This window comes from Streptomyces iconiensis (assembly GCF_028657195.3).
GTDB classification, from domain to species: domain Bacteria; phylum Actinomycetota; class Actinomycetes; order Streptomycetales; family Streptomycetaceae; genus Streptomyces; species Streptomyces iconiensis.
Genome location: NZ_JANCPR020000001.1, coordinates 171,384 through 191,642, shown reverse-complemented (window position 1 = coordinate 191,642; position 20,259 = coordinate 171,384). Strand labels below are relative to the sequence as shown.

18 protein-coding genes are annotated in these 20,259 nt (G+C 71.1%); 7 read left to right on the top strand and 11 right to left on the bottom strand.

Translation table 11 applies throughout. The annotated features are described in order from the left end of the window. Positions 1-18 precede the first annotated feature (18 nt). The 5 genes from dnaG to cutA all read right to left on the bottom strand — a co-directional run bounded on the left by dnaG (position 19) and on the right by cutA (position 7,343). Entirely contained in the window at positions 19-1,932 is a 1,914-nt protein-coding gene (dnaG, locus tag NMN56_RS00835; protein WP_274039807.1) for a DNA primase, read from the bottom strand. Positions 1,933-2,143: 211 nt separating this feature from the next. Beyond that, positions 2,144-3,886: a pyruvate dehydrogenase gene (locus NMN56_RS00830; protein WP_274039808.1), complete on the bottom strand. Its 1,743-nt coding sequence runs from the start codon at positions 3,884-3,886 to the stop codon at positions 2,144-2,146. A gap of 97 nt (positions 3,887-3,983) precedes the next feature. Continuing rightward, positions 3,984-5,264, bottom strand: a complete 1,281-nt coding sequence (locus NMN56_RS00825; protein ID WP_274039809.1) for an NAD(P)/FAD-dependent oxidoreductase — start codon at positions 5,262-5,264, stop codon at positions 3,984-3,986. 184 nt (positions 5,265-5,448) lie between these two features. Continuing rightward, on the bottom strand, positions 5,449-6,762 hold the full coding sequence (locus NMN56_RS00820) for a deoxyguanosinetriphosphate triphosphohydrolase (protein ID WP_274039810.1): 1,314 nt from the start codon (positions 6,760-6,762) through the stop codon (positions 5,449-5,451). A gap of 263 nt (positions 6,763-7,025) precedes the next feature. Next, positions 7,026-7,343: a divalent-cation tolerance protein CutA gene (gene cutA, locus NMN56_RS00815; protein ID WP_274039812.1), complete on the bottom strand. Its 318-nt coding sequence runs from the start codon at positions 7,341-7,343 to the stop codon at positions 7,026-7,028. Positions 7,344-7,419: 76 nt separating this feature from the next. Here cutA and NMN56_RS00810 point away from each other — a divergent pair, with 76 nt between their 5' ends. Then, on the top strand, positions 7,420-7,815 hold the full coding sequence (locus NMN56_RS00810) for a VOC family protein (RefSeq protein ID WP_274039813.1): 396 nt from the start codon (positions 7,420-7,422) through the stop codon (positions 7,813-7,815). A gap of 94 nt (positions 7,816-7,909) precedes the next feature. Here the strand turns inward: NMN56_RS00810 and NMN56_RS00805 are convergent, their stop codons facing one another. Together NMN56_RS00805 and NMN56_RS00800 are read right to left on the bottom strand one after the other, a co-directional pair. Beyond that, entirely contained in the window at positions 7,910-8,623 is a 714-nt protein-coding gene (locus tag NMN56_RS00805) for a helix-turn-helix transcriptional regulator (protein WP_274039814.1), read from the bottom strand. 150 nt (positions 8,624-8,773) lie between these two features. Beyond that, entirely contained in the window at positions 8,774-9,730 is a 957-nt protein-coding gene (locus NMN56_RS00800) for an AraC family transcriptional regulator (RefSeq protein ID WP_274039815.1), read from the bottom strand. 141 nt (positions 9,731-9,871) lie between these two features. Between NMN56_RS00800 and NMN56_RS00795 the strand changes: the two genes are divergently transcribed. Beyond that, positions 9,872-10,195: a cupin domain-containing protein gene (locus NMN56_RS00795; protein WP_274039816.1), complete on the top strand. Its 324-nt coding sequence runs from the start codon at positions 9,872-9,874 to the stop codon at positions 10,193-10,195. Positions 10,196-10,235: 40 nt separating this feature from the next. Here NMN56_RS00795 and NMN56_RS00790 read toward each other — a convergent pair whose 3' ends face one another. Together NMN56_RS00790 and aroQ are read right to left on the bottom strand one after the other, a co-directional pair. Further along, complete coding sequence (locus NMN56_RS00790; protein WP_274039817.1) at positions 10,236-11,045, bottom strand: hypothetical protein; 810 nt, start codon at positions 11,043-11,045, stop codon at positions 10,236-10,238. A 183-nt stretch (positions 11,046-11,228) separates the two neighbouring features. After that, positions 11,229-11,729: a type II 3-dehydroquinate dehydratase gene (aroQ, locus tag NMN56_RS00785; protein ID WP_274039818.1), complete on the bottom strand. Its 501-nt coding sequence runs from the start codon at positions 11,727-11,729 to the stop codon at positions 11,229-11,231. A gap of 189 nt (positions 11,730-11,918) precedes the next feature. Here aroQ and NMN56_RS00780 point away from each other — a divergent pair, with 189 nt between their 5' ends. Together NMN56_RS00780 and NMN56_RS00775 are read left to right on the top strand one after the other, a co-directional pair. Continuing rightward, the gene (locus NMN56_RS00780; RefSeq protein ID WP_274039994.1) at positions 11,919-12,839 is read left to right on the top strand and encodes an oxidoreductase; all 921 of its coding nucleotides are present in this window, start codon (positions 11,919-11,921) and stop codon (positions 12,837-12,839) included. Continuing rightward, positions 12,836-13,567 carry a response regulator gene (locus NMN56_RS00775; protein ID WP_274039819.1) on the top strand — a complete coding sequence of 244 codons (732 nt, stop codon included), beginning with the start codon at positions 12,836-12,838 and terminating at the stop codon, positions 13,565-13,567. The genes NMN56_RS00780 and NMN56_RS00775 overlap by 4 nt, the downstream gene beginning before the upstream one ends. A 148-nt stretch (positions 13,568-13,715) precedes the next feature. Here the strand turns inward: NMN56_RS00775 and NMN56_RS00770 are convergent, their stop codons facing one another. Then, positions 13,716-15,317, bottom strand: a complete 1,602-nt coding sequence (locus tag NMN56_RS00770) for a beta-N-acetylhexosaminidase (protein ID WP_274039820.1) — start codon at positions 15,315-15,317, stop codon at positions 13,716-13,718. A 167-nt stretch (positions 15,318-15,484) separates the two neighbouring features. On the opposite strand from NMN56_RS00770, the gene NMN56_RS00765 reads away from it, so the two are divergent. Then, on the top strand, positions 15,485-15,928 hold the full coding sequence (locus NMN56_RS00765; protein WP_274039995.1) for a MerR family transcriptional regulator: 444 nt from the start codon (positions 15,485-15,487) through the stop codon (positions 15,926-15,928). A gap of 98 nt (positions 15,929-16,026) precedes the next feature. Continuing rightward, on the top strand, positions 16,027-16,341 hold the full coding sequence (gene trxA / locus NMN56_RS00760; protein ID WP_274039996.1) for a thioredoxin: 315 nt from the start codon (positions 16,027-16,029) through the stop codon (positions 16,339-16,341). A gap of 170 nt (positions 16,342-16,511) precedes the next feature. On the opposite strand, the gene ppdK is transcribed toward trxA, so the two are convergent. Beyond that, positions 16,512-19,217, bottom strand: a complete 2,706-nt coding sequence (gene ppdK, locus NMN56_RS00755; protein WP_274039997.1) for a pyruvate, phosphate dikinase — start codon at positions 19,215-19,217, stop codon at positions 16,512-16,514. A 517-nt stretch (positions 19,218-19,734) separates the two neighbouring features. Here ppdK and NMN56_RS00750 point away from each other — a divergent pair. After that, positions 19,735-20,205, top strand: coding sequence for a gamma-glutamylcyclotransferase family protein (locus NMN56_RS00750; protein WP_274039821.1), 471 nt, complete (start codon positions 19,735-19,737; stop codon positions 20,203-20,205). Positions 20,206-20,259: the final 54 nt, after the last annotated feature.

Below are 20,259 nucleotides of genomic sequence, written 5' to 3'. Positions count from 1 at the left end.
AGGGGGAGGCGGTCAGCCTCAGAGCGCGGCTGCGCCCCGCTCGCCCAGCGCCGTGCCGTACTGCTGGAGCGTCCAGATCTGCTGGCGCACCGCCGCCGACTGCACGAAGTCCTGGCGGGCCTCCAGACGGCGTGCCGTGCCCTCCAGGTCGGCGATACGGGTGTTCACCGCTGCCCGGCGCACGGCGACCAACTGCTCGCCGGCGTACGCCTCGTCGGGCTGCCTGTTGCGCGCGGCGAGCAGCGGCTCGACGGCCAGCTCGGTCACGAGGGAACGCACCGCGTCGTCCGTCGCCGCGTCCCGCACCCGTGCGAGGAAACCGCTGTCGGAGACGCCCGCCTCAGCGCCACCCGCCACCTCGATGGTCTGGCGCACGACAGCGTACGGCGGCGCCGTGAACTCGTCGGCCCCGTAGGCGTCGAACGCCGGCGAGACCAGTTCGGGCCGCTGGAGCGCCAGCTTCAGCAGCTCCCGTTCGACGCGGTGCGCGGGGCTGCGCAGATTGAGCGCGGGCCCGCGCGGCACGGCCGGTGCCTCCATGGGCGGCGCCTCGGTGGCCCGGGGATTACGGGCGCCGCGGGGCGCCTGCTGGCCCCGCTCGCGCGCCCACCGCGCGAGCTTGCCGACCCGGCGCACCACGAACTGTTCGTCCACGATGCCCAGCAGACCGGCCAGCTCGACGGCGCTCTCGTGCTGGACGCCGCCGTCCTTGATCTGTGCGATGACCGGCGCCGCCTCCTCCAGCGCGGCCGAACGGCCGCCCGCCGTATCGAGGTTGTGCCGGTCCACGATCGACTGCATCGCGAACCTGAAGAGGGGCGCACGGCTCTCGACGACCTTGCTGACCGCGTCGTCACCCTCGGCGAGCCGCAGGTCGCACGGGTCCATACCGCCGGGTGTGATGGCGATCGAGGTACGCGCGGCGAACTTCTGGTCGTCCTCGAAGGCACGCAGCGCGGCCTTCTGGCCCGCCGCGTCGCCGTCGAAGGTGAAGACGACCTCGGACTGGGAGTTGTCCATCAGCACCCGGCGCAGGATCTTCACGTGCTCGCCGCCGAACGCCGTACCGCAGGTGGCGATGGCAGTCGTCACCCCGGCGAGGTGGCAGGCCATCACGTCGGTGTACCCCTCGACGACGACCGCGCGGTTGGCCTTGGCGATCTCGCGCTTGGCCAGGTCGATGCCGTAGAGCACCTGTGATTTGCGGTAGATGGGCGTCTCGGGGGTGTTGAGGTACTTGGGGCCCTGGTCGTCCTCGCGCAGCTTGCGCGCGCCGAAGCCGACCACGTCACCCGTGATGTCCCTGATGGGCCACATCAGCCGCCCGCGGAACCGGTCGATCGGCCGCCCGTTACGTGCCTCCTGGGCCAGCCCCGAGAGGGTCAGCTCCTTGTCGCTGAAGCCCTGCCCGCGCAGGTACCGCACCAGGTGGTCCCAGCCGGCGGGCGCGTAGCCGACACCGAAGTGCTGCGCCGACGCCTGGTCGAAGCCGCGCTCGGCCAGGAAGCGGCGCCCGATCTCGGCCTCGGGCCCGTCGAGCTGCTCGGCGTAGAACCGCGCCGCGATCTTGTGTGCCTCGACCAGCCGGGTGCGCTCCCCCTGCTGGGAGGCCCTGCCGTACCCGCCCTCCTCGTACCGCAGCGTGATTCCGGCACGCGCGGCGAGCCGCTCGACGGACTCGGAGAAGGACAGGTGGTCGACCTTCATCACGAAGTCGAGAGTGTCCCCGCCCTCCTGGCAGCCGAAGCAGTGGAAGAAGCCCTTGCTGGGGCTGACGTGGAAGGAAGGCGACTTCTCGTCATGGAAGGGACACAGCCCCTTGAGGTTGCCACCCCCCGCGTTACGGAGCTGGAGATACTCCGACACCACGGAGTCGATCGGGACCGCGTCCCTGACCGCCTTCACGTCCTCGTCGTTGATCCTCCCAGCCACAAAGGAAGTCTACGGCGCCACGCCGACACCCTCACCAGTGAGGGGCCACGCCCCCGAAAGGGGCGCGGGGAACTGCGCGAACAACCACGACGCCCCCGCGGACTGCGACGCACCCACAGGGGCACCCCGAACACAGCACACACACGAGGGGGCACGCACGCACAGAGCGCAGGCACACACGCAGCGCGGGCACGCGCAGAACGTACGCCCCCTACGGCCGCGGAACGTTACGCAGATTGGAGCGGGCCATCTGAACCATCCGCCCCACACCCCCGTCGAGAACGGTCCGGCTGGCCGAGAGCGCAAACCCGCTGACCTGCTCACGCGTGATCTTGGGCGGAAGGGAAAGCGCGTTGGCGTCGGTGACGACGTCGATGAGCGCCGGCCCCTTGTGCTTGAGCACGTCACGGAGCGCGCCGCGCAAATGCTTCGGCTTCTCGACGCGCACCGCGTGCGCCCCGAGCGCCTGGGCCATCGCCGCGAAGTCCGTGTCGCGGTAGCTCGTCCCGTAGGCGGGCATCCCGTCGACCATCATCTCCAGCTCGACCATCCCGAGCGAGGAGTTGTTGAACAGCACGACCTTGACCGGCAGGTCGTACTGCACGAGCGTCAGGAAGTCGCCCATGAGCATGCTGAAGCCGCCGTCGCCCGACATGGACACGACCTGGCGGCCCCTGTCGATGAACTGCGCGCCGATGGCCTGCGGCATGGCGTTGGCCATGGAGCCGTGGCTGAAGGACCCGATCACCCTGCGGCGCCCGTTCGGTGTGAGGTAGCGGGCCGCCCACACGTTGCACATGCCGGTGTCCACGGTGAAGACGGCGTCCTCGGCCGCCTCCTCGTCCAGGATCGAGGCGACGTACTCGGGGTGGATGGGGGTGTGCTTCTCGACGTTGCGGGTGTACGCCTTGACGACGCCCTCAAGGGTGTCCGCGTGCTTCTTGAGCATCCGGTCGAGGAACTTGCGGCTGGTCTTCTCGCGCACCTGCGGGGTGAGACAGCGCAGCGTCTCGCGTACGTCGCCCCAGATCGCCAGGTCGAGCTGGGTGCGGCGGCCCAGGTGCTCGGGCCGCACATCGACCTGGACGATCTTGCAGTTCTTGGGCAGGAAGGCGTTGTAAGGGAAGTCGGTGCCCAGCAGGATCAGCAGGTCGCACTCGTGGGTGGCCTCGTAGCAGGCGCCGTACCCGAGGAGCCCGCTCATGCCCACGTCGTACGGGTTGTCGTACTGGATCCACTCCTTGCCGCGCAGCGCGTGCCCCACGGGGGACTTGAGCCGCTCGGCGAACTCCATGACCTCCTGGTGTGCGCCCGCCGTCCCCGCTCCGCAGAAGAGCGTGACCTTCTCCGAGGCGTCGACCATGCGGACGAGCGCCTCGATCTCCGCGTCTCCCGGGCGCACGGTGGGCCGGGAGGTGACCAGCGCGTGCTCCTCCGGGCTGTCCGGTGCCTCCTCGGAGGCGATGTCGCCCGGGAGCGCGACGACGCTGACGCCCTGCTGGCCGACCGCGTGCTGGATCGCCGTCTGCAGGACGCGCGGCATCTGCTTCTCGCTGGAGATCAGCTCGCTGTAGTGGCTGCACTCCGAGAACAGCCGGTCGGGGTGGGTCTCCTGGAAGAAGCTGGTGCCGATCTCGCTGCTGGGGATCTGCGAGGCGAGCGCCAGCACGGGTGCCATCGAACGGTGCGCGTCGAACAGACCGTTGATCAGGTGCAGGTTGCCGGGCCCGCAGGAGCCTGCGCAGGCGGCGAGCTTTCCGGTGAGCTGGGCCTCGGCGCCCGCGGCGAAGGCCGCGGTCTCCTCGTGGCGCACCTGGATCCAGTCGATGGCGGAGTTGCGCCGGATGGCGTCGACGATGGGGTTGAGACTGTCCCCCACGACCCCGTAGAGGCGCTTCACGCCCGACCGCACCAGCGTGTCGACGTACTGCTCGGCCACCGTCTGCTTCGCCATTGCTCACTCGTCCTTAGCTCGCCGTGCGCGTCGTGACGTCAGGGGCAATTTATCCCGTACACCCCATACGGGCATCACGCGGGTCCCGGCACCCCACTCAGGCGCTGGGCGCCTCGTTCGTGGTGCCCAGCGACGGCAGCGGCACACCGGGGTCGGCCAGGGCGTGCGGATCGACCTGGGCGCCGGAGCGGATCAGGTCCTGGATGGGGCCCGTGACGTCCCAGACGTTGGCGTTGAGCCCGGCCAGTACGCGGTTGTCGTGCATCCAGAAGGCGACGAACTCGCGCTTGCCGACATCCCCCCTGCACACCACCTGGTCGTAGGAGCCGGGCGGCGCGTAGCCCGAGTACTCCATGCCGACGTCGTACTGGTCGGAGAAGAAGTACGGCACACGGTCGTAGGAGACGTCCTTGCCGAGCATCGCGCGGGCCGCTGCGGGACCGCTGTTGAGCGCGTTGGCCCAGTGCTCCACACGCAGCCTCTCGCCGATCAGGGGGTGCTGCACGGCCGCCGCGTCCCCGGCGGCGAAGATGTCCGGGTCCGAAGTGCACAGCGAGGCGTCGACCGCGATGCCGCCGCCGGGGCCCTCGGCCAGTTCCAGCCCGGCCGACTCGGCGAGCGCGGTGCGCGGCGCCGCTCCGATGGCGGCGAGCACGTCGTGCGCGGGGTGCTCGTCCCCGTCGTCCGTACGCACAGCGCGCACCATGCCGCCCTCGCCGGTGATCTCGGTCAGCCGGGCGCCGAAGTGGAAGCGCACCCCGTGTTCGCGGTGCAGGTCGGCGAAGAGGGCGCCCAGTTCGGGGCCGAGGACGGTGTGCAGCGGGGTGGGTTCCGGCTCGATCACGGTCACCTCGGCGCCGTACGAGCGCGCCGCGGCAGCGACCTCCAGGCCGATCCAGCCGGCGCCCGCGATGACCAGGTGCCCGTTCTCCTGGCCGAGCGCCGACAGGACGCCGCGCAGCCGGTCGGCGTGCGCGAGGCGGCGCAGGTGGTGCACGCCGGCGAGGCCCGTACCGGGAATGTCCAGGCGGCGCGGTTCGGCTCCCGTGGCGAGCAGCAGCCGGTCGTAGTGGACGCGGGTGCCGTCGCCCAGGCGTACGGACTTGTTCTCGCGGTCGAGCTGCACGGCGGGCTGGCCCAGGTGCAGTTCGATGTCGGCGCCCGCGTACCAGGCGGGCTCGTGCACGAACACGCTGTCGCGCTCGTCCGAACCGGTGAGGTAGCCCTTGGACAGTGGGGGGCGTTCGTAGGGATGGTCGCGCTCGTCGCCGATCAGGATGACGCGGCCGGTGAACCCCTCCGCGCGCAGGGTCTCGGCGGCCTTCGCCCCCGCCAGTCCCCCGCCGATGATGACGAACGTCCGATGTGCGTCGACCACTTGATGCCTCCTCGCTGGCGCTGCCCGCTGTGGGCCGTGCTCTTGGTGCGATCCCCCCGTCGTCCACACGTGAGCGTCCCGCATCGGCGCATGCGCGGGAAGGGGCAGGGGGAAGAAGGGACGGGCGCACGCCACGGCGCGTTCCCAGTGGTGGCGTGCGCCTGCCCAGTGGGGTTCGCCGCGCTCATGACGCGGTCAGTGCCCTGTGCAGCGAACGCGCTGAGACATCGGTGAGCGACGAGATCTGGTCGACGACCACGCGCAGCCGCCCGGCCTCGTCCGCCGCCTCGGCGAACAGTGCGCCGTACTGCGCGTCCAGGCCCTCGGGCGCGCGCTCCAGCAGCGCGGCAGCCAGCTCGCCGATGACCACGCGCTGCTCGGCGCGGAGCCGCTCCAGGTCGGGCCGCTGCATCACATAGCGGTCGGCGACGGCCTTGAGCACCGCGCATTCCAGCCTGATGTCCGCCGGGACGATCAGTTCCGCCGCGTAACGGGTCAGCCGTCCCCTACCGAACGCCGCACGCGTCGCCGCCTCGGCCGCGAGGCAGAAGCGGCCGATGAGCTGGCTGGTGGCGTCCTTGAGCCTGGCCTGCGCCAGGGCCGTGCCGTCGTAGCGGTGCGGCCACCAGTCCTGCGCGAGCAACCTGTCGAGCGCGGCGGAGAGTTCGTCCGCCGTAGCACCGGGCGCGTAACGGGACACGGCGACGGCGAAGATGTCGCGGCGCTCGGGCGGCGCGAGCAGCAGCCGGGGGTCCAGGTGGCCGGCGCGCATGCCGTCCTCGACGTCGTGCACGGAGTAGGCGACATCGTCCGCCCAGTCCATGACCTGCGCCTCGAAGCACCGGCGGCCCTCGGGAGCACCGCTGCGGAACCAGCGGAAGACCGGCAGGTCGTCCTCGTAGACCCCGAACTTCCGCGAGTCCGGCGGATACGGGCACTCGCCCCGGCGCCAGGGGTACTTCGTCGCGGCGTCCAGCGCGGCGCGGGTCAGGTTGAGGCCCACGTGCGCCTGAGCACCCGGCACGTCGGAGAACCGCTTGGGCTCCAGCCGCGAGAGCAGGCGCAAAGACTGCGCGTTCCCCTCGAAGCCCCCGGCATCCGCCGCGATCTCACTGAGCGCGGCCTCACCGTTGTGCCCGAAGGGCGGGTGCCCGAGGTCATGCGCCAGGCAGGCCACCTCGACGAGGTCAGGATCGCAGCCGAGCGCGGCGCCCAGCTCCCGGCCGACCTGGGCGCATTCGAGGGAGTGCGTGAGCCGGGTACGCGGCGTGGCGTCCCAGGCCGGGCTGCTGGACCCCGGCGCGACCACCTGCGTCTTACCGGCGAGCCTGCGCAGCGCGGCCGAGTGCAGCACCCGCGCCCGGTCCCGCTGGAACGCCGTACGCCCCGGCCGCTTGTCGGGCTCCGGCACCCAGCGCTCGGTGTCGGAGGGCGCGTAGCAGGGCCCGGGCAACCCCTCTGCGCCGTCCGGGGCGTGTGTGCCGTGCGTGCCGTGCATACGCCGACCGTAACCGGAGGCCGCATGGAGCGGCTCCGCGGCACGGTCGGGCCGGTCCGCCCTGGGGCTGTTTCACGTTCGTACGGTCCGCGTGCGCACGCCCCGCGTGCGTCAGTTCGCGTCCGTACGGTCCACGTGCGTACGTGCCGCGGTCAGGCGGTCCGCGTCCGTACGGCGGTCCGCGCTCAGCCGGGTGGGAGTTAGGGCCCGTACGCGTTCGTACCGTCCGGGGTCAGGCCCGTCCGCGTCCGTACGGTCCGCGGTCAGGCCGTCTCGCGTTCCACCCACGCCAGGTAGTCGGCGGCGCCGCGTACTACGGGGGTGGCGATGATCTCCGGTACGTCGTAGTCGTGCGCGGCGCGGATGTACGCCTCCAGCGCGTCGTACCGCGCGGCGCTCGTCTTGAACAGCACCTGCCACTCGGGGTCGTTCTGGATCTCGTCCTCCCAGCGGTAGACGGAGGTGACGGGCCCGTTGATCTGGGCACACGCCGCGACCCTGCGGTCGACGGCGCCGGCGGCGAGCGTACGGGCCAGCTCTTCGGTGCCTGTAGTCGTCAGTACGGTCAGGATCTCGGCCATGGGCACACCGTAACGGCGGCGGGAACGGCCGATTCGTTCAAGACCCGGGCGGCCATGGCCTCCTACCGTGAGGCGCATGACACCACGCTTCGACCTCATCGGCATCGTCACCTCGGACATGGCCGCTTCGCTCGCCTTCTACCGCCGTCTCGGCCTGGACCTCCCTGCCGAGGCGGACAGCCTTCCCCACGTGGAGGCGGCCGTCGGCGGCGTGCGGATCGCGTGGGACACCGAGGAGACCGTGCGCTCCTTCGAACCGGACTGGACCGCGCCCCCACGCGGCATGAGCCGGATCGGCATGGCGTTCCTGTGCGACTCACCCGCCGAGGTCGACAAGGTCTACGCCGAGCTGACCGACGCGGGTCACGAGGGCCACAAGGCGCCCTGGGACGCCTTCTGGGGCCAGCGTTACGCCGTCGTCCTCGACCCGGACGGCAACTCCGTCGACCTGTTCGCGCCCAACCCGTCCTGAAACACGGGGCCCAGGACCGCCTGAAACGTGAACGCTACGAGCGGCCTACGGCACGCTACGGGCGACCCGTGCACGTACAGGAGCATCCCGCGCGCTACGAGGACGGCCGTATCAGCTCGGTCATCGGTACCCCCGCCAGTGCCTTGATCTCGCGTGCCAGGTGGGCCTGGTCGGCGTAGCCCGCGCGGGCCGCCGTCTCCGACAGCGGCGTGCGGTCGCGGGCGAGGCGGAGCGCGCCGCGCATGCGCAGGACACGGGCCAGCGTCTTGGCGCCGTACCCGAAAGCGTCCAGGCAGCGGCGGTGCAGTTGCCGCTCACTGAGCCCCGCACGCCGCGCCGTGGCCGCCACACTCGCCCCGGCACGCAGCGCGGCCACGATCTCCTCCACCACCGGCACTCCGTGCGGGTCCTTCGCCACCGCACGCTCCTCGGCCAGCCGCAGCGCGGCCACCTCCTCCAGCACGGCCCCGGGGTCCCGCGCCCCGCCCGCTCTGTCCATCAGCTCGCGCACGGCGGGCGCCGCCCACACGGCGCCGAGCGGCACGCGCTGGTCGCGCAGTTCGTGGGCGCGCACGCCGAAGACACGGGGCCCTGTGCCGGGCGGCAGCCGCAGCCCCGTGATCCGCAGGCCCCTACGGTCGGTGACCAGGTGCGCGCGGGTGTCGGGTCCGGCGATGAAGGGCTCGCCGTCCCACAGCAGCAGGTCCATGCAGCCGTCGGGCAGCACGCGTGCCTCCCCGCCGCCGTGCGCCGCCTCCCGTGACCACACCACGGCCCCGGCCACCCGTGAGCCCCGTTCCACGTACATGCCTCCAGCATGCCTCCGACCACTGACAGCGCCGCACGGCACCCACCGCCGCCGCCGCCGACGGCGCCACCGCCCCGCACCGTCGGCGCTGAAGCGCCCCGCCCCCGCGTCCCGCCCCCGGCGTCCCGTCCTCAGCTGCAGTGCTCGGGCTCAGCGTGCGGCGCTCGGGCTCACTCCCCGTACCCGTTTGAACGCCGCACTGAGCGCGAACCCGTCCGCGTAGCCCACGCGGCGGGCCACCGAGGCGACCGTCGCCTCGGGTTCGCGCAGCAGGCGTGCCGCCAGGTCGATGCGCCAGCGGGTCAGATACGCCATGGGCGGCTCGCCCACCAGCTCCGTGAAGCGCCGCGCGAGGCTCGCGCGGGACACCCCGGCCTTCGCGGCGAGCGCGGCCACCGTCCAGGCGTGCGCGGGCTGTTCGTGCAGCAGCCGCAGCGCCACGCCCACCACGGGGTCGCCCTGCGCGCGGTACCAGACGGGTGCCCGTGCCTCCGGACGCGCGAACCACGCGCGCAGCACCGAGATCAGCAGCAGGTCGAGCAGCCGGTCGAGCACCATCTGCTGGCCGGGCGCCTCCTTGACGACCTCGGCCGCCACCAGGGACAGCAGCCCGGAGTCCCACTCGCGTTCCCGCAGCACCAGTACGGGCGGCAGCGCGTCCAGGAGCCGCCCGCTCAGATCGCCACGCAACTGGTAGTTGCCGCTCAGCAGCACGACCGGATCGTCCTGGCTGCGCCCCCATGTGCGTACGCCGAGCCCCAACCGCTCGCACATGTCGACACCTTCGGGTGTCGTGCAGCAGTCGCCGGGGTGGATCACCAACTGGGGCTCGGTGTCCGGGTGGTCGGCCAGTACGTACGGTTCAGGACCGCGCAGGACGACCACGTCGCCCGGGGCCAGCCGCACGGGGTCGGCGTCCGGGTGCAGCGCCCAGCCCTCGCCGCGCGTCATGGAGGCCAGCGCGAGCGGAGCCCCGTCCTGTACGCGCACGCCCCAGGGCGGCGCGAGTACGGCCCGGTGGAAGAGCCCTCCCCTGGCGCGTGCACCACTGAGCACATCGGCGAGCGCCTCGGACAGTGGGTCGCCATGTGCCCCGTATGCGTCCACGCGCGTCAGCTTAGACGCGCGCACGGACCCGCGCGGGCGCCACCGACAGCCACCGGCAGCCACGGCCACGCGCGCACCGCGACCGGCACTGGAATCCTGGCGTCCGGTTGCGTCGTGTGCCGTGCGGGAGACCATGGGGGCATGGATGACGTCACCGCACTGGCAGCCGAACATCTGGCGCTCGCCAGGGACGACCCGCACGGCCGCAGCGCGTACCTCTTCCTGCACGACGGGCCGCTGCGCCAGTCCGTGATCGCGCTGACGGAGGGCTCCGAGCTGGACGAGCACAACACCCCGCCCGCCGCGAGCATCTATGTGCTCCAGGGCCGTGTACGGCTCACCGAGATCACGGCGGACCAGGACATCGGCCCAGGACAGATCCAGCGGGTGCCACCCGTACGGCACGGCGTACGCGCCCTGGAGGACTCGGTCTTCCTGCTGACCGCCGTGACGGCCACGGACTGACCGGCCCCTCCCCCGCCGCCCCGACCGTCACCAGCCGCCCTCACCAGGTACGCGGAGGCCCGCCCTGCTCCGGGGGCCCGCCTGGGAACCCGCCCTGGGGCGGCCCGCCCTGCGGCGGCACCCCGTAGGGCGGTGGGCCGCCCTGCTGCGGGGGCCCCGCGTACGGCGGGGCGTGCGGAGGCGCATACGGCGGCCCGTACGGTCCGGGACCTCCGTACCAGGGCGGGTAACGCTCGGCGAGCAGCCTGTTGCGGTGCCGGCTGCGCCGTATCGCTGTGATGACCGCGATGAGAGTGCCGGCGATCACGCCCAGTGCCGGCAACCCGAACGTGAGCAGCAGTCCGCCGAGGAAGCCGCCCATCTCCGGCTTCTCACCGACCGCGAACTCCGTGTCCCTGGCGGCCTGGCATGTCACGGTGTGCTCGCCCGTACCGTGCGCTTTGAGCATGAGGACCCGCTGCCAGGTGTGGCCTCCGGCGGTCACCTTGAACGAGCTGCTCGGGCGGCTCAGTGACGGGTCGGAGGGGCCCTGCGCCTGACAGCGGTAGCGGAAGCGTGAACCGTCCACCAGGTCGACGGAGACGGCCCGCTCGTCGCCGTCCTCCAGGTTCATCTTCAGCGACTCGCCGCTGCGGAAGCGGCCCTCCTTGTCGACGGAGTCGATCACCCCCGTGAGCGTGCTGACGAAGCCCGCGACGCCGAGGCCGACAAGTACGGCCGCGATCAGACCGGCGACGACGTACCAGAAGCGTTTCGGGCGCAGTTCACGTGCGTCGATCTTGGGCGGTCCGTTGTGCCGCGGCCCGGCCTGTCCGGGTCCGTGACCCGGCTGTCCCCCCTCGTATGCCATGTACACAAAGGTCGCATCACGCGTCACACCGCTGAAGGCCGGGACCCCACCGCTCCCGTACGGAGCCGACCCCCGGCTCAATCGGCTCACTTAGCGGGCCGTCGGCCCAAGTACCGCCTCGTCGGCCGGAGTACCGCCTCGTCGGCCCGAGCAGGGCACCTCAGGCAGGGACCGTGCGCGCGGCTACGCGCCGGAACCGGCTGCCGTCTTCCACTCCGCCGCGCGGTGCAGTACGGAGCGCAGGGCCAGTTCGTACCCGAAGACGCCGTGCCCGGAGACCATGCCCTGGCAGACGGGCGCCGTCACCGAGGTGTGCCGGAACGGCTCGCGTGCGTGGACGTTGGAGATGTGCACCTCCACACACGGGACGCCCAGCCCGGCGACCGCTTCGAGCGCGTCGCGCAGCGCGTAGCTGTAGTGCGCGTAGGCGCCCGGGTTGAAGACGATGCCGCTGTCCCTGTTCCTCGTGCCGTGTACGTGGTCGATGAGCGCGCCCTCGCTGTTGCTCTGCGCGCAGTGCACCTCGGCGCCCAGCTCCCGGCCGAGCGCCGTGGTGCGCTCCTCGATGTCACGGAGGGTGGTGCTGCCGTAGACGGCGGGGTCGCGCTCGCCCAGGAGGTTGAGGTTGGGCCCGTGCAGCAGCAGGACGCGCGGCGCTGTGGTGGATGCGGTGATCGCGTTCATGGAGGCAGCCTAGAGCGGGGCCGCTGCCCGCGCGGTGCTGCCTTACCCGGGCCGGAGGTCCATCGGCCCGCCCTGTGAACGCGCCGGCCCGGTCAGGAGCCGCTCCGGCCTCGACCGTTACGGCGCGCGGAGCTAGCCTCCCCCGTGGGACTACTGACGGGTCAGGAACGAGTCGAGGGGCACGCGAGCATGGGCTGGACAGCGCGGAACATCCCTGACCAGAGCGGGCGCACGGCGGTCGTGACCGGCGCCAACAGCGGACTCGGCTTCGTGACGGCCAGAGAGCTGGCCAGGCGGGGCGCGCGGGTCATCCTCGCGTGCCGGAACGAGGAGCGCGGCATGGCAGCGCGTGAGCGGCTGCTGCTGGAGCTGCCCGAGGCGGGAGCCCGCACCGAGCTGCGCCCCCTCGACCTCGGCGACCTGGCCTCGGTGCGCGCCTTCGCCAAGGAGTTCCCCGACGAGCGGCTCGACCTTCTGATCAACAACGCGGGTGTCATGGCACTGCCGTACCGCAGGACGGTGGACGGCTTCGAGACCCAGTTCGGCGTGAACCACCTGGGGCACTTCGCGCTGACGGGGCTCCTCCTGGACCGGCTCCTGGCCGCTCCCGCGCCGCGCGTGGTGACCGTCGCCAGCGAGCTTCATGTGCTGTCGAACATCGACATCGGGGACCTCAACAGCGAGCGCACCTACCGGCGTTGGATCGCCTACGGGCGCTCCAAGACGGCCAACCTCCTGTTCACGCGTGAGCTGGCGCGGCGGACGGCGGGCACCGTGCTCGTCGCCGCCTCCTCGCACCCCGGCTACGCGTCGACCAACCTGCAGACCGCCGGTGCCCGGATGGAGGGCAGGAAGGGCGTCGAGCGCTTCATGGAGACCGGCAACCGGATCGTCGCGCAGTCGGCCGAGGCGGGTGCCCTGCCGTCGCTCTACGCCGCCACGGCGCCCGGCGTGGCACCCGACTCCTACACCGGCCCCCGGGTGCTGGGCTGGCGGGGCGCCCCAGGGCCCACGTGGCGGGCGCCATGGACGCGCAGCGACGCGGCGGCCGAGCGGCTGTGGGTGGCCTCGGAACAGCTGACGGGCGTCGGCTACGGGGCAGCGCCGTGATCCGCGTACTGGTCGTCGACGACGACTTCATGGTGGCCAGGCTGCACAGCACGCTGGTCGCCCGCGTACCCGGATTCGAGGTGGCGGGGGTGGCGCACACGGGTGCCGAGGCGCTGTCCCAGGTGCGCGAACTGGCTCCCGATCTGGTGCTGCTGGACCTGTACCTGCCGGATGTGAGCGGCCTGGAGGTGCTGCGGCTGCTGCGGGGCGACGGTGCCCCTGGCGGGGGTCCCGATGTCCTGGTGATCACGGCTGCCAGGGACGCCGAGAGCGTACGGGCAGCGCGGCACGGCGGTGCGGTCCAGTACGTCGTCAAGCCTTTCGAGGGACGGCTGCTGACCGAGCGGCTGGAGCGGTACGCGCACGACAGCCAGGAGTTCGGACGGCTGACGGCGCCGGGACAGGACGAGCTTGACCAGGTGTTCGGCGTCTCCGGCGCCGCCGCGGGCGGTGGCGCCGCCACGGAGGTCGCGGTGGCCGCGCGCCCCGCCGTACCCGCCACGCTGCCGAAGGGCCTGAGCGAGCAGACCGCTGCCCTGGTGCGCGAGACGCTCACCGCGTGCCGGGACGCCGAAGGGCTGTCCGCTTCGGAGTGCGCGGAGAAGAGCGGGCTCTCCCGGGTGAGCGCGCGGCGCTACTTGGAGCACTTCGTCACCACCGGCGGGGCCAGGGTGACGCTCCGGTACGGCACGACGGGCCGCCCGGAGCGCCGCTACCACCCGCTGTGAGCGGCGCGTGTGACGTACCGCGTGCGGCTCATACCGCGGTACGCGCCACATGTGCTCACTCCCAAGTGCGCACTACTGGCGCTCACTTCGTTCCGGCGCGCTACTTGCGCTCCGTCCGTGCGCGCGCACTACGTGCGTTCAGCCATCCCTAGCCGAGCAGTTCCAGGCCGGGGCCGAGCCCGAGGGCCGATACGCCCTTCTGGAAGGCGTCGTAACCGGGCCCTTCCGCGCGGGGGCTCCACATCTTCTGTGCGAGCACGCCCAGCGTCTTGTTGACGAGGCCGTGGACGTCGCGTTCGGTGTAGTCCTCGTGCACCAGGTCGTTCCAGACGGCGAAGAGGGCACCGTGCAGCGCCGGATCGTACGGTTCGACGCTCTGGCCTTCGGGGAAGACGTGGGGCGCCCACTGCTCGTAGAGGTAGCGCCCGTCCAGGCCCTGGCCGTGGTAGTAGTCGGCGAAGGGGACGATGTAGAGGGTGGCGTCGTTCATGTTGACGAACTCGTAGCCGTCCCTCTTGATGGCCTGCGGCCCGTACCAGCCGTTGTTCCAGCTGTGGATGCGTACACCCCTGTCGTAGCCCTCCGCCGTGCCCCCGATCTCGCTCAGGCTGCCCCACGCCGCTGGCTGTTTGCCCAGGGTCCTCAAGTGGGCCGCCAGGTCGTTGAAGTAGCCCCGGTACTGCGCGACGGGGCCGCCGTACTCGTCGGCCCCGTAGTGCACGACGGGGCTGCGGAACCAGGGCGTGAAGTGGGTGAAGAGGTCCTTCATGAACGCCGTCGAGGCGGGCTTGGCCAGGTCCAAGTGGTCGGAGTTGCCGCCGTCCAGGCCGATGTCGGGGCGGAACTTCACGAAGGCACGCGAGTGGGCTGGAGCGTCGATCTCCGGTGTGAGGCGCACAGCGCACGCCTCGGCCAGGTCCTCGAAGGAGTCCCAGGTCGCCCTGTCGTAGGCGCCGTCACGCGCCGCGAGGCCCGCCCACTCCGGGGCCTCGCTGGCGAGCCTGAACGCGGACTGCGCCTTGCCCCAGTCCCCTTCGGGCGGCTTGATCTCGTTGTCGTTGAGGTGGATCTGGAAGTCGTTGAACTTGAACCAGCTCATGAGGCGGATGTAGTCGCGGATGAACCCGGGCGTGAAGTACCGCCGTCCGACGTCGAGCATGAAGCCGCGCCGCGCGTAGTCGGGCCAGTCGACGGCCGTCCCGGCGGGAACGGCACGGCGGGAGGACCGTACGAGGATCTGCAGGAGGCTGCGCGTCGCGTGGAAGACGCCCGCGTAGGCGGGCCCGACAACGCTGATGCCGCCGTGCGTGACGGTCGTCCTGGAGCCCTCCTCGCGGTAGCGCGCACCGCCCGGCGCATGGCTGTCGGAACGGTCGACGGTCAGCCGGATCTCGCCTCTTCGCGGGCGACCACCGCCCGTGTGCGGGGCGGCGGGACGCGGGGGGCGTATCCGGATGCCGGTCACCTCCTCCAGTTCGTCCGTGAGCGTCCTGGCGAGGCGGCGCAGCCGTTTGTCGCCAGGCGGTACGACGACGCGGGTGGCGGGTGTGAGCCGGAACTCCCCTTCTCCGCCCGCCCATTGCTGGAGCGCGGGCACCACGGGTGGCGCGTCCTGCGCTGCGGCACGGCTCTGCCGTGCGGCGGCCGAAGCCGGTCCGGCCAGCGGGCCGGCGAGGCCACCTGCCGCGAGCGCCGCGATTCCGGCGGTCAGCGCCCGCCTGCTGGGTCGGAATCTCTCGATTTCTGTCATCACAGCCTCCTGGAAGAAACAGGAACCAACGGAAATCCACGTCTCCCAGTGGTATCTACCAGTCGCACTCCCCGCGGGAACACCCCGCTGCGTGCTTTGCCTTGACGTCAGGGTCAACGCTTAGCGTCGGAACGACCGTACGAAGGGAGCGCGGAATGGAGCGCCGGATGCGTATCGGGGAGCTGGCCGAGCGGGCGGGGACGACCACCAGGACGCTGCGCTACTACGAGTCACGCGGGCTGCTGTCCGTGCGGCGCGACGCGAGGGGGTACCGCACGTTCGGCGAGGACGATCTCCGGCTGCTGCGGCAGATCCGGATGCTGCGGGAGACCGGCTTCGATCTGGAGGAGACCCGTCCGTTCGTGGAGTGCCTGCGCGCCGGGCATCCGGAGGGCGACTCCTGCCCCGACTCCCTCGCGGTCTACCGCAGCAAGCTCACCGAACTGGACGCGTGCATCGCGGAGTTGACCAGCGTACGGAACGGGGTCAGGGAGCGGCTGGCACGGGCCGAGGTGGAGGCCGCCGCACGGTCGCACCCCGCACCCGAGCCACGCTGCGAGCTGGCCCCTGTGACAGGCGGGTCCCATCCACCGGACGGAGAAACCGGATGACACCGACAGGCAGCACCACCGCACGGCCGAGCACCACCGCACCGCCCAGCACCACCGCACCGCCCAGCACCACCGCACGGCCGCGCACCGCCGCACGAGTGACGGAGGTGACCGACGAGACGTTCGCACGGGAGGTGCTGGGCTCCGACGTGCCCGTACTGGTCGACTTCACCGCCAGTTGGTGCGCGCCGTGCCGCATGATCGCGCCCGTACTGGCGGAGATCGCCGCGGAGAAGGAGGGCGAGCTGAAGGTCGTCTCGCTGGACGTCGACGCGAATCCGCAGACCCAGGCGGCCTACGCCGTTCTGTCCATGCCGACCCTCATGGTCTTCCGCAACGGCGAACCCCAACGCTCGGTGGTGGGCGCCCGCCCCAAGCGGCGCCTGCTCCAGGAGTTCGAAGACGTCATCTGACCCCATCCATCCACGGACCGGAGGAGCACGAGGGCTGCCACAACGCACCCGCGGCCCGCATGACGGAGGGGGCGGCGTCCCCGCACGGGCGCCGCCCCCTCCTGGGGTCCCGGGCCCCGCTCCCGCCGGTGAGGGTGGGAAGCGGAGGCGAAGGCCCGGAAGCCGGTCGGTCAGCGGCCGTTGGTGGTCTCGGACGCCGCGGCGCGGCCCGCCTCCAGACGCGCGACCGGGATACGGAACGGCGAACAGGACACGTAGTCCAGCCCCACCTCGTGGAAGAAGTGCACCGACTCGGGGTCGCCGCCGTGCTCGCCGCACACGCCCAGCTTCAGGTCGGGCCGGGTGGCCCGGCCCGCCTCGGCCGCCGACCGTACGAGGGCGCCGACGCCGTCCTTGTCGATCGTCTCGAACGGCGAGACCCCGAAGATGCCCTTCTCCAGGTACGCGGTGAAGAAGCTGGCCTCCACGTCGTCCCGGGAGAAGCCCCACACGGTCTGCGTCAGGTCGTTGGTGCCGAAGGAGAAGAAGTCGGCGCACTCGGCGATCTGCCCGGCCGTGAGCGCCGCGCGCGGCAGCTCGATCATGGTGCCGAGCGCAACCTTCAGTTCGAGTCCGTGCTCGCGCTCGACATCGGCGATGACCTGTTCGGCCTCCTCGCGCACGATCTCCAGCTCCTGCACGGTTCCCACCAGCGGAATCATGATCTCCGCGCGCGGGTCGCCCTTGGCCTCGATCCGCTCGGCCGCCGCCTCGGCGATGGCCCGTACCTGCATCGTGAACAGGCCGGGAATGACCAGCCCCAGGCGCACACCGCGCAGACCCAGCATCGGGTTCTGCTCGTGCAGCCTGTGAACCGCCTGGAGCAGCCGCAGGTCGTTCTCGTTGTGGTCCTTGCGCGACTCGGCGAGCGCGACGCGTACGGACAGCTCGGTGATGTCGGGCAGGAACTCATGCAGCGGCGGGTCCAGCAGCCGTACGGTCACCGGCAGCCCGTCCATCGACTCGAACAGCTCGACGAAGTCGTCCTTCTGGTGCGGCAGGAGCCCGCGCAGCGCGGTCTCGCGCTCCTCACTGGTGTCGGCGAGGATCAGCCGCTCGACCAGTTCACGCCGCTCGCCCAGGAACATGTGCTCGGTCCTGCACAGCCCGATGCCCTGCGCGCCGAAGCGCCGTGCGCGCGAGGCGTCCTCGGCGTTGTCGGCGTTGGCCCGCACCCGCAGCCTGCGCACGCGGTCCGCGTAGGCCATGATCCGGTGTACGGCCTTGACGAGTTCGTCGGCGTCGTCGGCGCCCGCGTGCATCCGGCCCTCGAAGTACTCGACGACGGGCGAGGGCACGACCGGCACCTCACCCAGGTACACCTTGCCGCTCGACCCGTCGATGGAGACGGTGTCGCCCTCCTCGATCACCACACCGCCGGGCGCCGTCATGCGCCGCCGCTTGGTGTCGACCTCCAGCTCCTCGGCGCCGCACACACAGGTCTTGCCCATGCCGCGTGCGACGACGGCCGCGTGCGAGGTCTTGCCGCCGCGCGAGGTGAGGATGCCCTCGGCCGCGATCATTCCGTCGAGGTCGTCGGGGTTGGTCTCACGCCGGATGAGGATGACCTTCTCGCCCGAACGCGACCACTTGATGGCGGTGTACGAGTCGAAGACCGCCTTGCCGACGGCGGCGCCGGGAGAGGCGGCGATGCCCCAGCCCAACTGGTCGGACGTGGCGTCCCCGTCGAAGCGGGGGAACATCAGCTGCGCCAACTGGCTGCCCGTGACCCGCCGCAGCGCCTCGGCCTCGTCGATGAGGCCCTGGTCGACCAGTTGTGTGGCGATACGGAAGGCCGCCGCCGCCGTGCGCTTGCCGACCCGGGTCTGGAGCATCCACAACTTGCCGCGCTCAATGGTGAACTCGATGTCGCACAGGTCCTTGTAGTGCGTCTCCAGGGTCTCCATGGTGCGCATCAGCTCGTCGTAGGACGCCTTGTCGAGCCCTTCGAGATCGGCGAGCGGAACGGTGTTCCTGATGCCGGCGACGACGTCCTCACCCTGCGCGTTCTGGAGGTAGTCGCCATAGACGCCCTGTTGTCCACTGGCGGGGTCGCGGGTGAAGGCGACCCCCGTGCCGGAGTCGGGCCCGAGGTTTCCGAACACCATGGAACACACATTGACGGCGGTGCCCAGGTCGTGCGGGATGCGCTCCTGGCGGCGGTAGAGCCTCGCGCGGTCGCCGTTCCACGAATCGAAGACCGCGCGGATGGCCAGATCCATCTGCTCGCGGGGCTCCTGCGGGAAGTCGCGGCCCGTCTCCTTGGAGACGATGCCCTTGAACTGCTCGACCAGTTCCTGGAGATCGGCCGCGCACAGGTCCACGTCGGTCGCCGCACCGCGTGACTTCTTGGCCTCGTCCAGCGCCTCGGCGAACAGCTCGCCCTTGATGCCGAGCACCGTGTCCCCGAACATCTGGATGAGGCGGCGGTAGGAGTCCCAGGCGAAGCGCTCGTCGCCCGACTGGGCCGCCAGCCCCTGTACGGACTCGTCGGACAGGCCGATGTTGAGGACGGTGTCCATCATTCCGGGCATCGAGAACTTCGCGCCCGAGCGGACGGAGACCAGCAGCGGGTCGTCGGTCTGGCCGAGCTTCTTGCCCATGCGCCGCTCCAGCGCCTCCAGATGGACGCTGACCTCGTCGCGCAGCGCCTCGGGTGCGGCACCGTCGTCGAGGTACGCCTTGCACGCCTCGGTCGTGATGGTGAACCCGGGAGGGACGGGGAGACCGAGGTTGGTCATCTCGGCGAGGTTGGCCCCCTTCCCGCCGAGGAGATCCTTGAGGTCCTTGTTGCCCTCGCTGAAGTCGTAGACGAACTTCCGCTGTTCCGCGCGCACGGCACTCTGCGCGGTCTTCGCGGTCTTCGCTTTCTCAGCGTTTTCTGTGTGAACCGGCACCGGACTCGGCTCCTCGTGGTCGGTTGCCCTGACGGCGGGGAGCGTACCCAGATCAAAGGCTTTGAGGTACGTCCAGCGGCATGTCACACGGCCGTAACCACCCGTGTGCCGAGAGATCGAAAGTCTGGCCCCCTGTGCGCTGGTTGCCGCCTCCATACAGGCTCCGAACGGACAACTACTTCTCGCTCCACTGGCACCCACTTCTTCTTACGCAGAGCGAGAGTTGGCTTCGAGGAACGAACCAAGGGCCGGTAAAACCCCGGCGCGCTCCTTGGAGTCCTACACCTCACATGTGAGCGCTCACATGAGCGGCACCCTGATCAAGGTGGCGCGAATCACGCGCTCACATGGCCGCACGTCTCACGATGCGGACGCAGTTGCGCCCAGTAGATTTCCCTTACGGCCGGACAGTGCCGCACCCGCCACCACATCCCAACTCCGAGGTGAATGACTCCATATGACCGACCCGGATGTCCCGCCGCGCCTCGGTCCCGTCGTCCCGGGGACCGCGGCACTCTTCGTCTACGGCACCCTGCGCTTCCCCCGCATCCTCACCGCGCTGCTCGGCCACGTGCCCGCGCTGACCCCCGCCACCGTCACCGGCTGGCGCACCGCCGCGCTCAGGAACAGGCCCTACCCCGGGCTCGTCCGCGCGGACGGCAAGAACGCCGAAGGGCTGCTGCTGGCCGGGCTGAGCGCCCGTGAGTGGCGCCTACTGGACGACTTCGAGGACGACCAGTACGCCCTGCGCACCCTCACCCTCGACGCCGCTCCCCCGCGCCCCGCAGCGGAACGCCTTCCTCCGGAGGCGTGGGCGTACGTGTGGGTCAGCCCCGGCGAGGTGCGTGCGCACACATGGGAGGCCGAGGACTTCGCCGCACACCAACTCGACGCCTACGCCGCGCGCCTGGAGTCAGCCCTCGGCTGAACACGCACTCAGCCGAGCCGATCCGCTGGCCACACCCGCACACACCACGCAGAG

Bases quoted from the DNA above. Each gene is read 5' to 3' on its own strand.
- NMN56_RS00830 (WP_274039808.1), bottom strand. From the start codon at position 3,886: ATGGCGAAGCAGACGGTGGCCGAGCAGTACGTCGACACGCTGGTGCGG.
- NMN56_RS00780 (WP_274039994.1), top strand. From the start codon at position 11,919: ATGGGCTGGACAGCGCGGAACATCCCTGACCAGAGCGGGCGCACGGCG.
- NMN56_RS00810 (WP_274039813.1), top strand. From the start codon at position 7,420: ATGACACCACGCTTCGACCTCATCGGCATCGTCACCTCGGACATGGCC.
- NMN56_RS00795 (WP_274039816.1), top strand. From the start codon at position 9,872: ATGGATGACGTCACCGCACTGGCAGCCGAACATCTGGCGCTCGCCAGG.
- aroQ (WP_274039818.1), bottom strand. From the start codon at position 11,729: ATGAACGCGATCACCGCATCCACCACAGCGCCGCGCGTCCTGCTGCTG.
- NMN56_RS00770 (WP_274039820.1), bottom strand. From the start codon at position 15,317: ATGACAGAAATCGAGAGATTCCGACCCAGCAGGCGGGCGCTGACCGCC.
- cutA (WP_274039812.1), bottom strand. From the start codon at position 7,343: ATGGCCGAGATCCTGACCGTACTGACGACTACAGGCACCGAAGAGCTG.
- NMN56_RS00790 (WP_274039817.1), bottom strand. From the start codon at position 11,045: ATGGCATACGAGGGGGGACAGCCGGGTCACGGACCCGGACAGGCCGGG.
- NMN56_RS00805 (WP_274039814.1), bottom strand. From the start codon at position 8,623: ATGTACGTGGAACGGGGCTCACGGGTGGCCGGGGCCGTGGTGTGGTCA.
- NMN56_RS00750 (WP_274039821.1), top strand. From the start codon at position 19,735: ATGACCGACCCGGATGTCCCGCCGCGCCTCGGTCCCGTCGTCCCGGGG.
- NMN56_RS00820 (WP_274039810.1), bottom strand. From the start codon at position 6,762: ATGCACGGCACGCACGGCACACACGCCCCGGACGGCGCAGAGGGGTTG.
- NMN56_RS00765 (WP_274039995.1), top strand. From the start codon at position 15,485: ATGCGTATCGGGGAGCTGGCCGAGCGGGCGGGGACGACCACCAGGACG.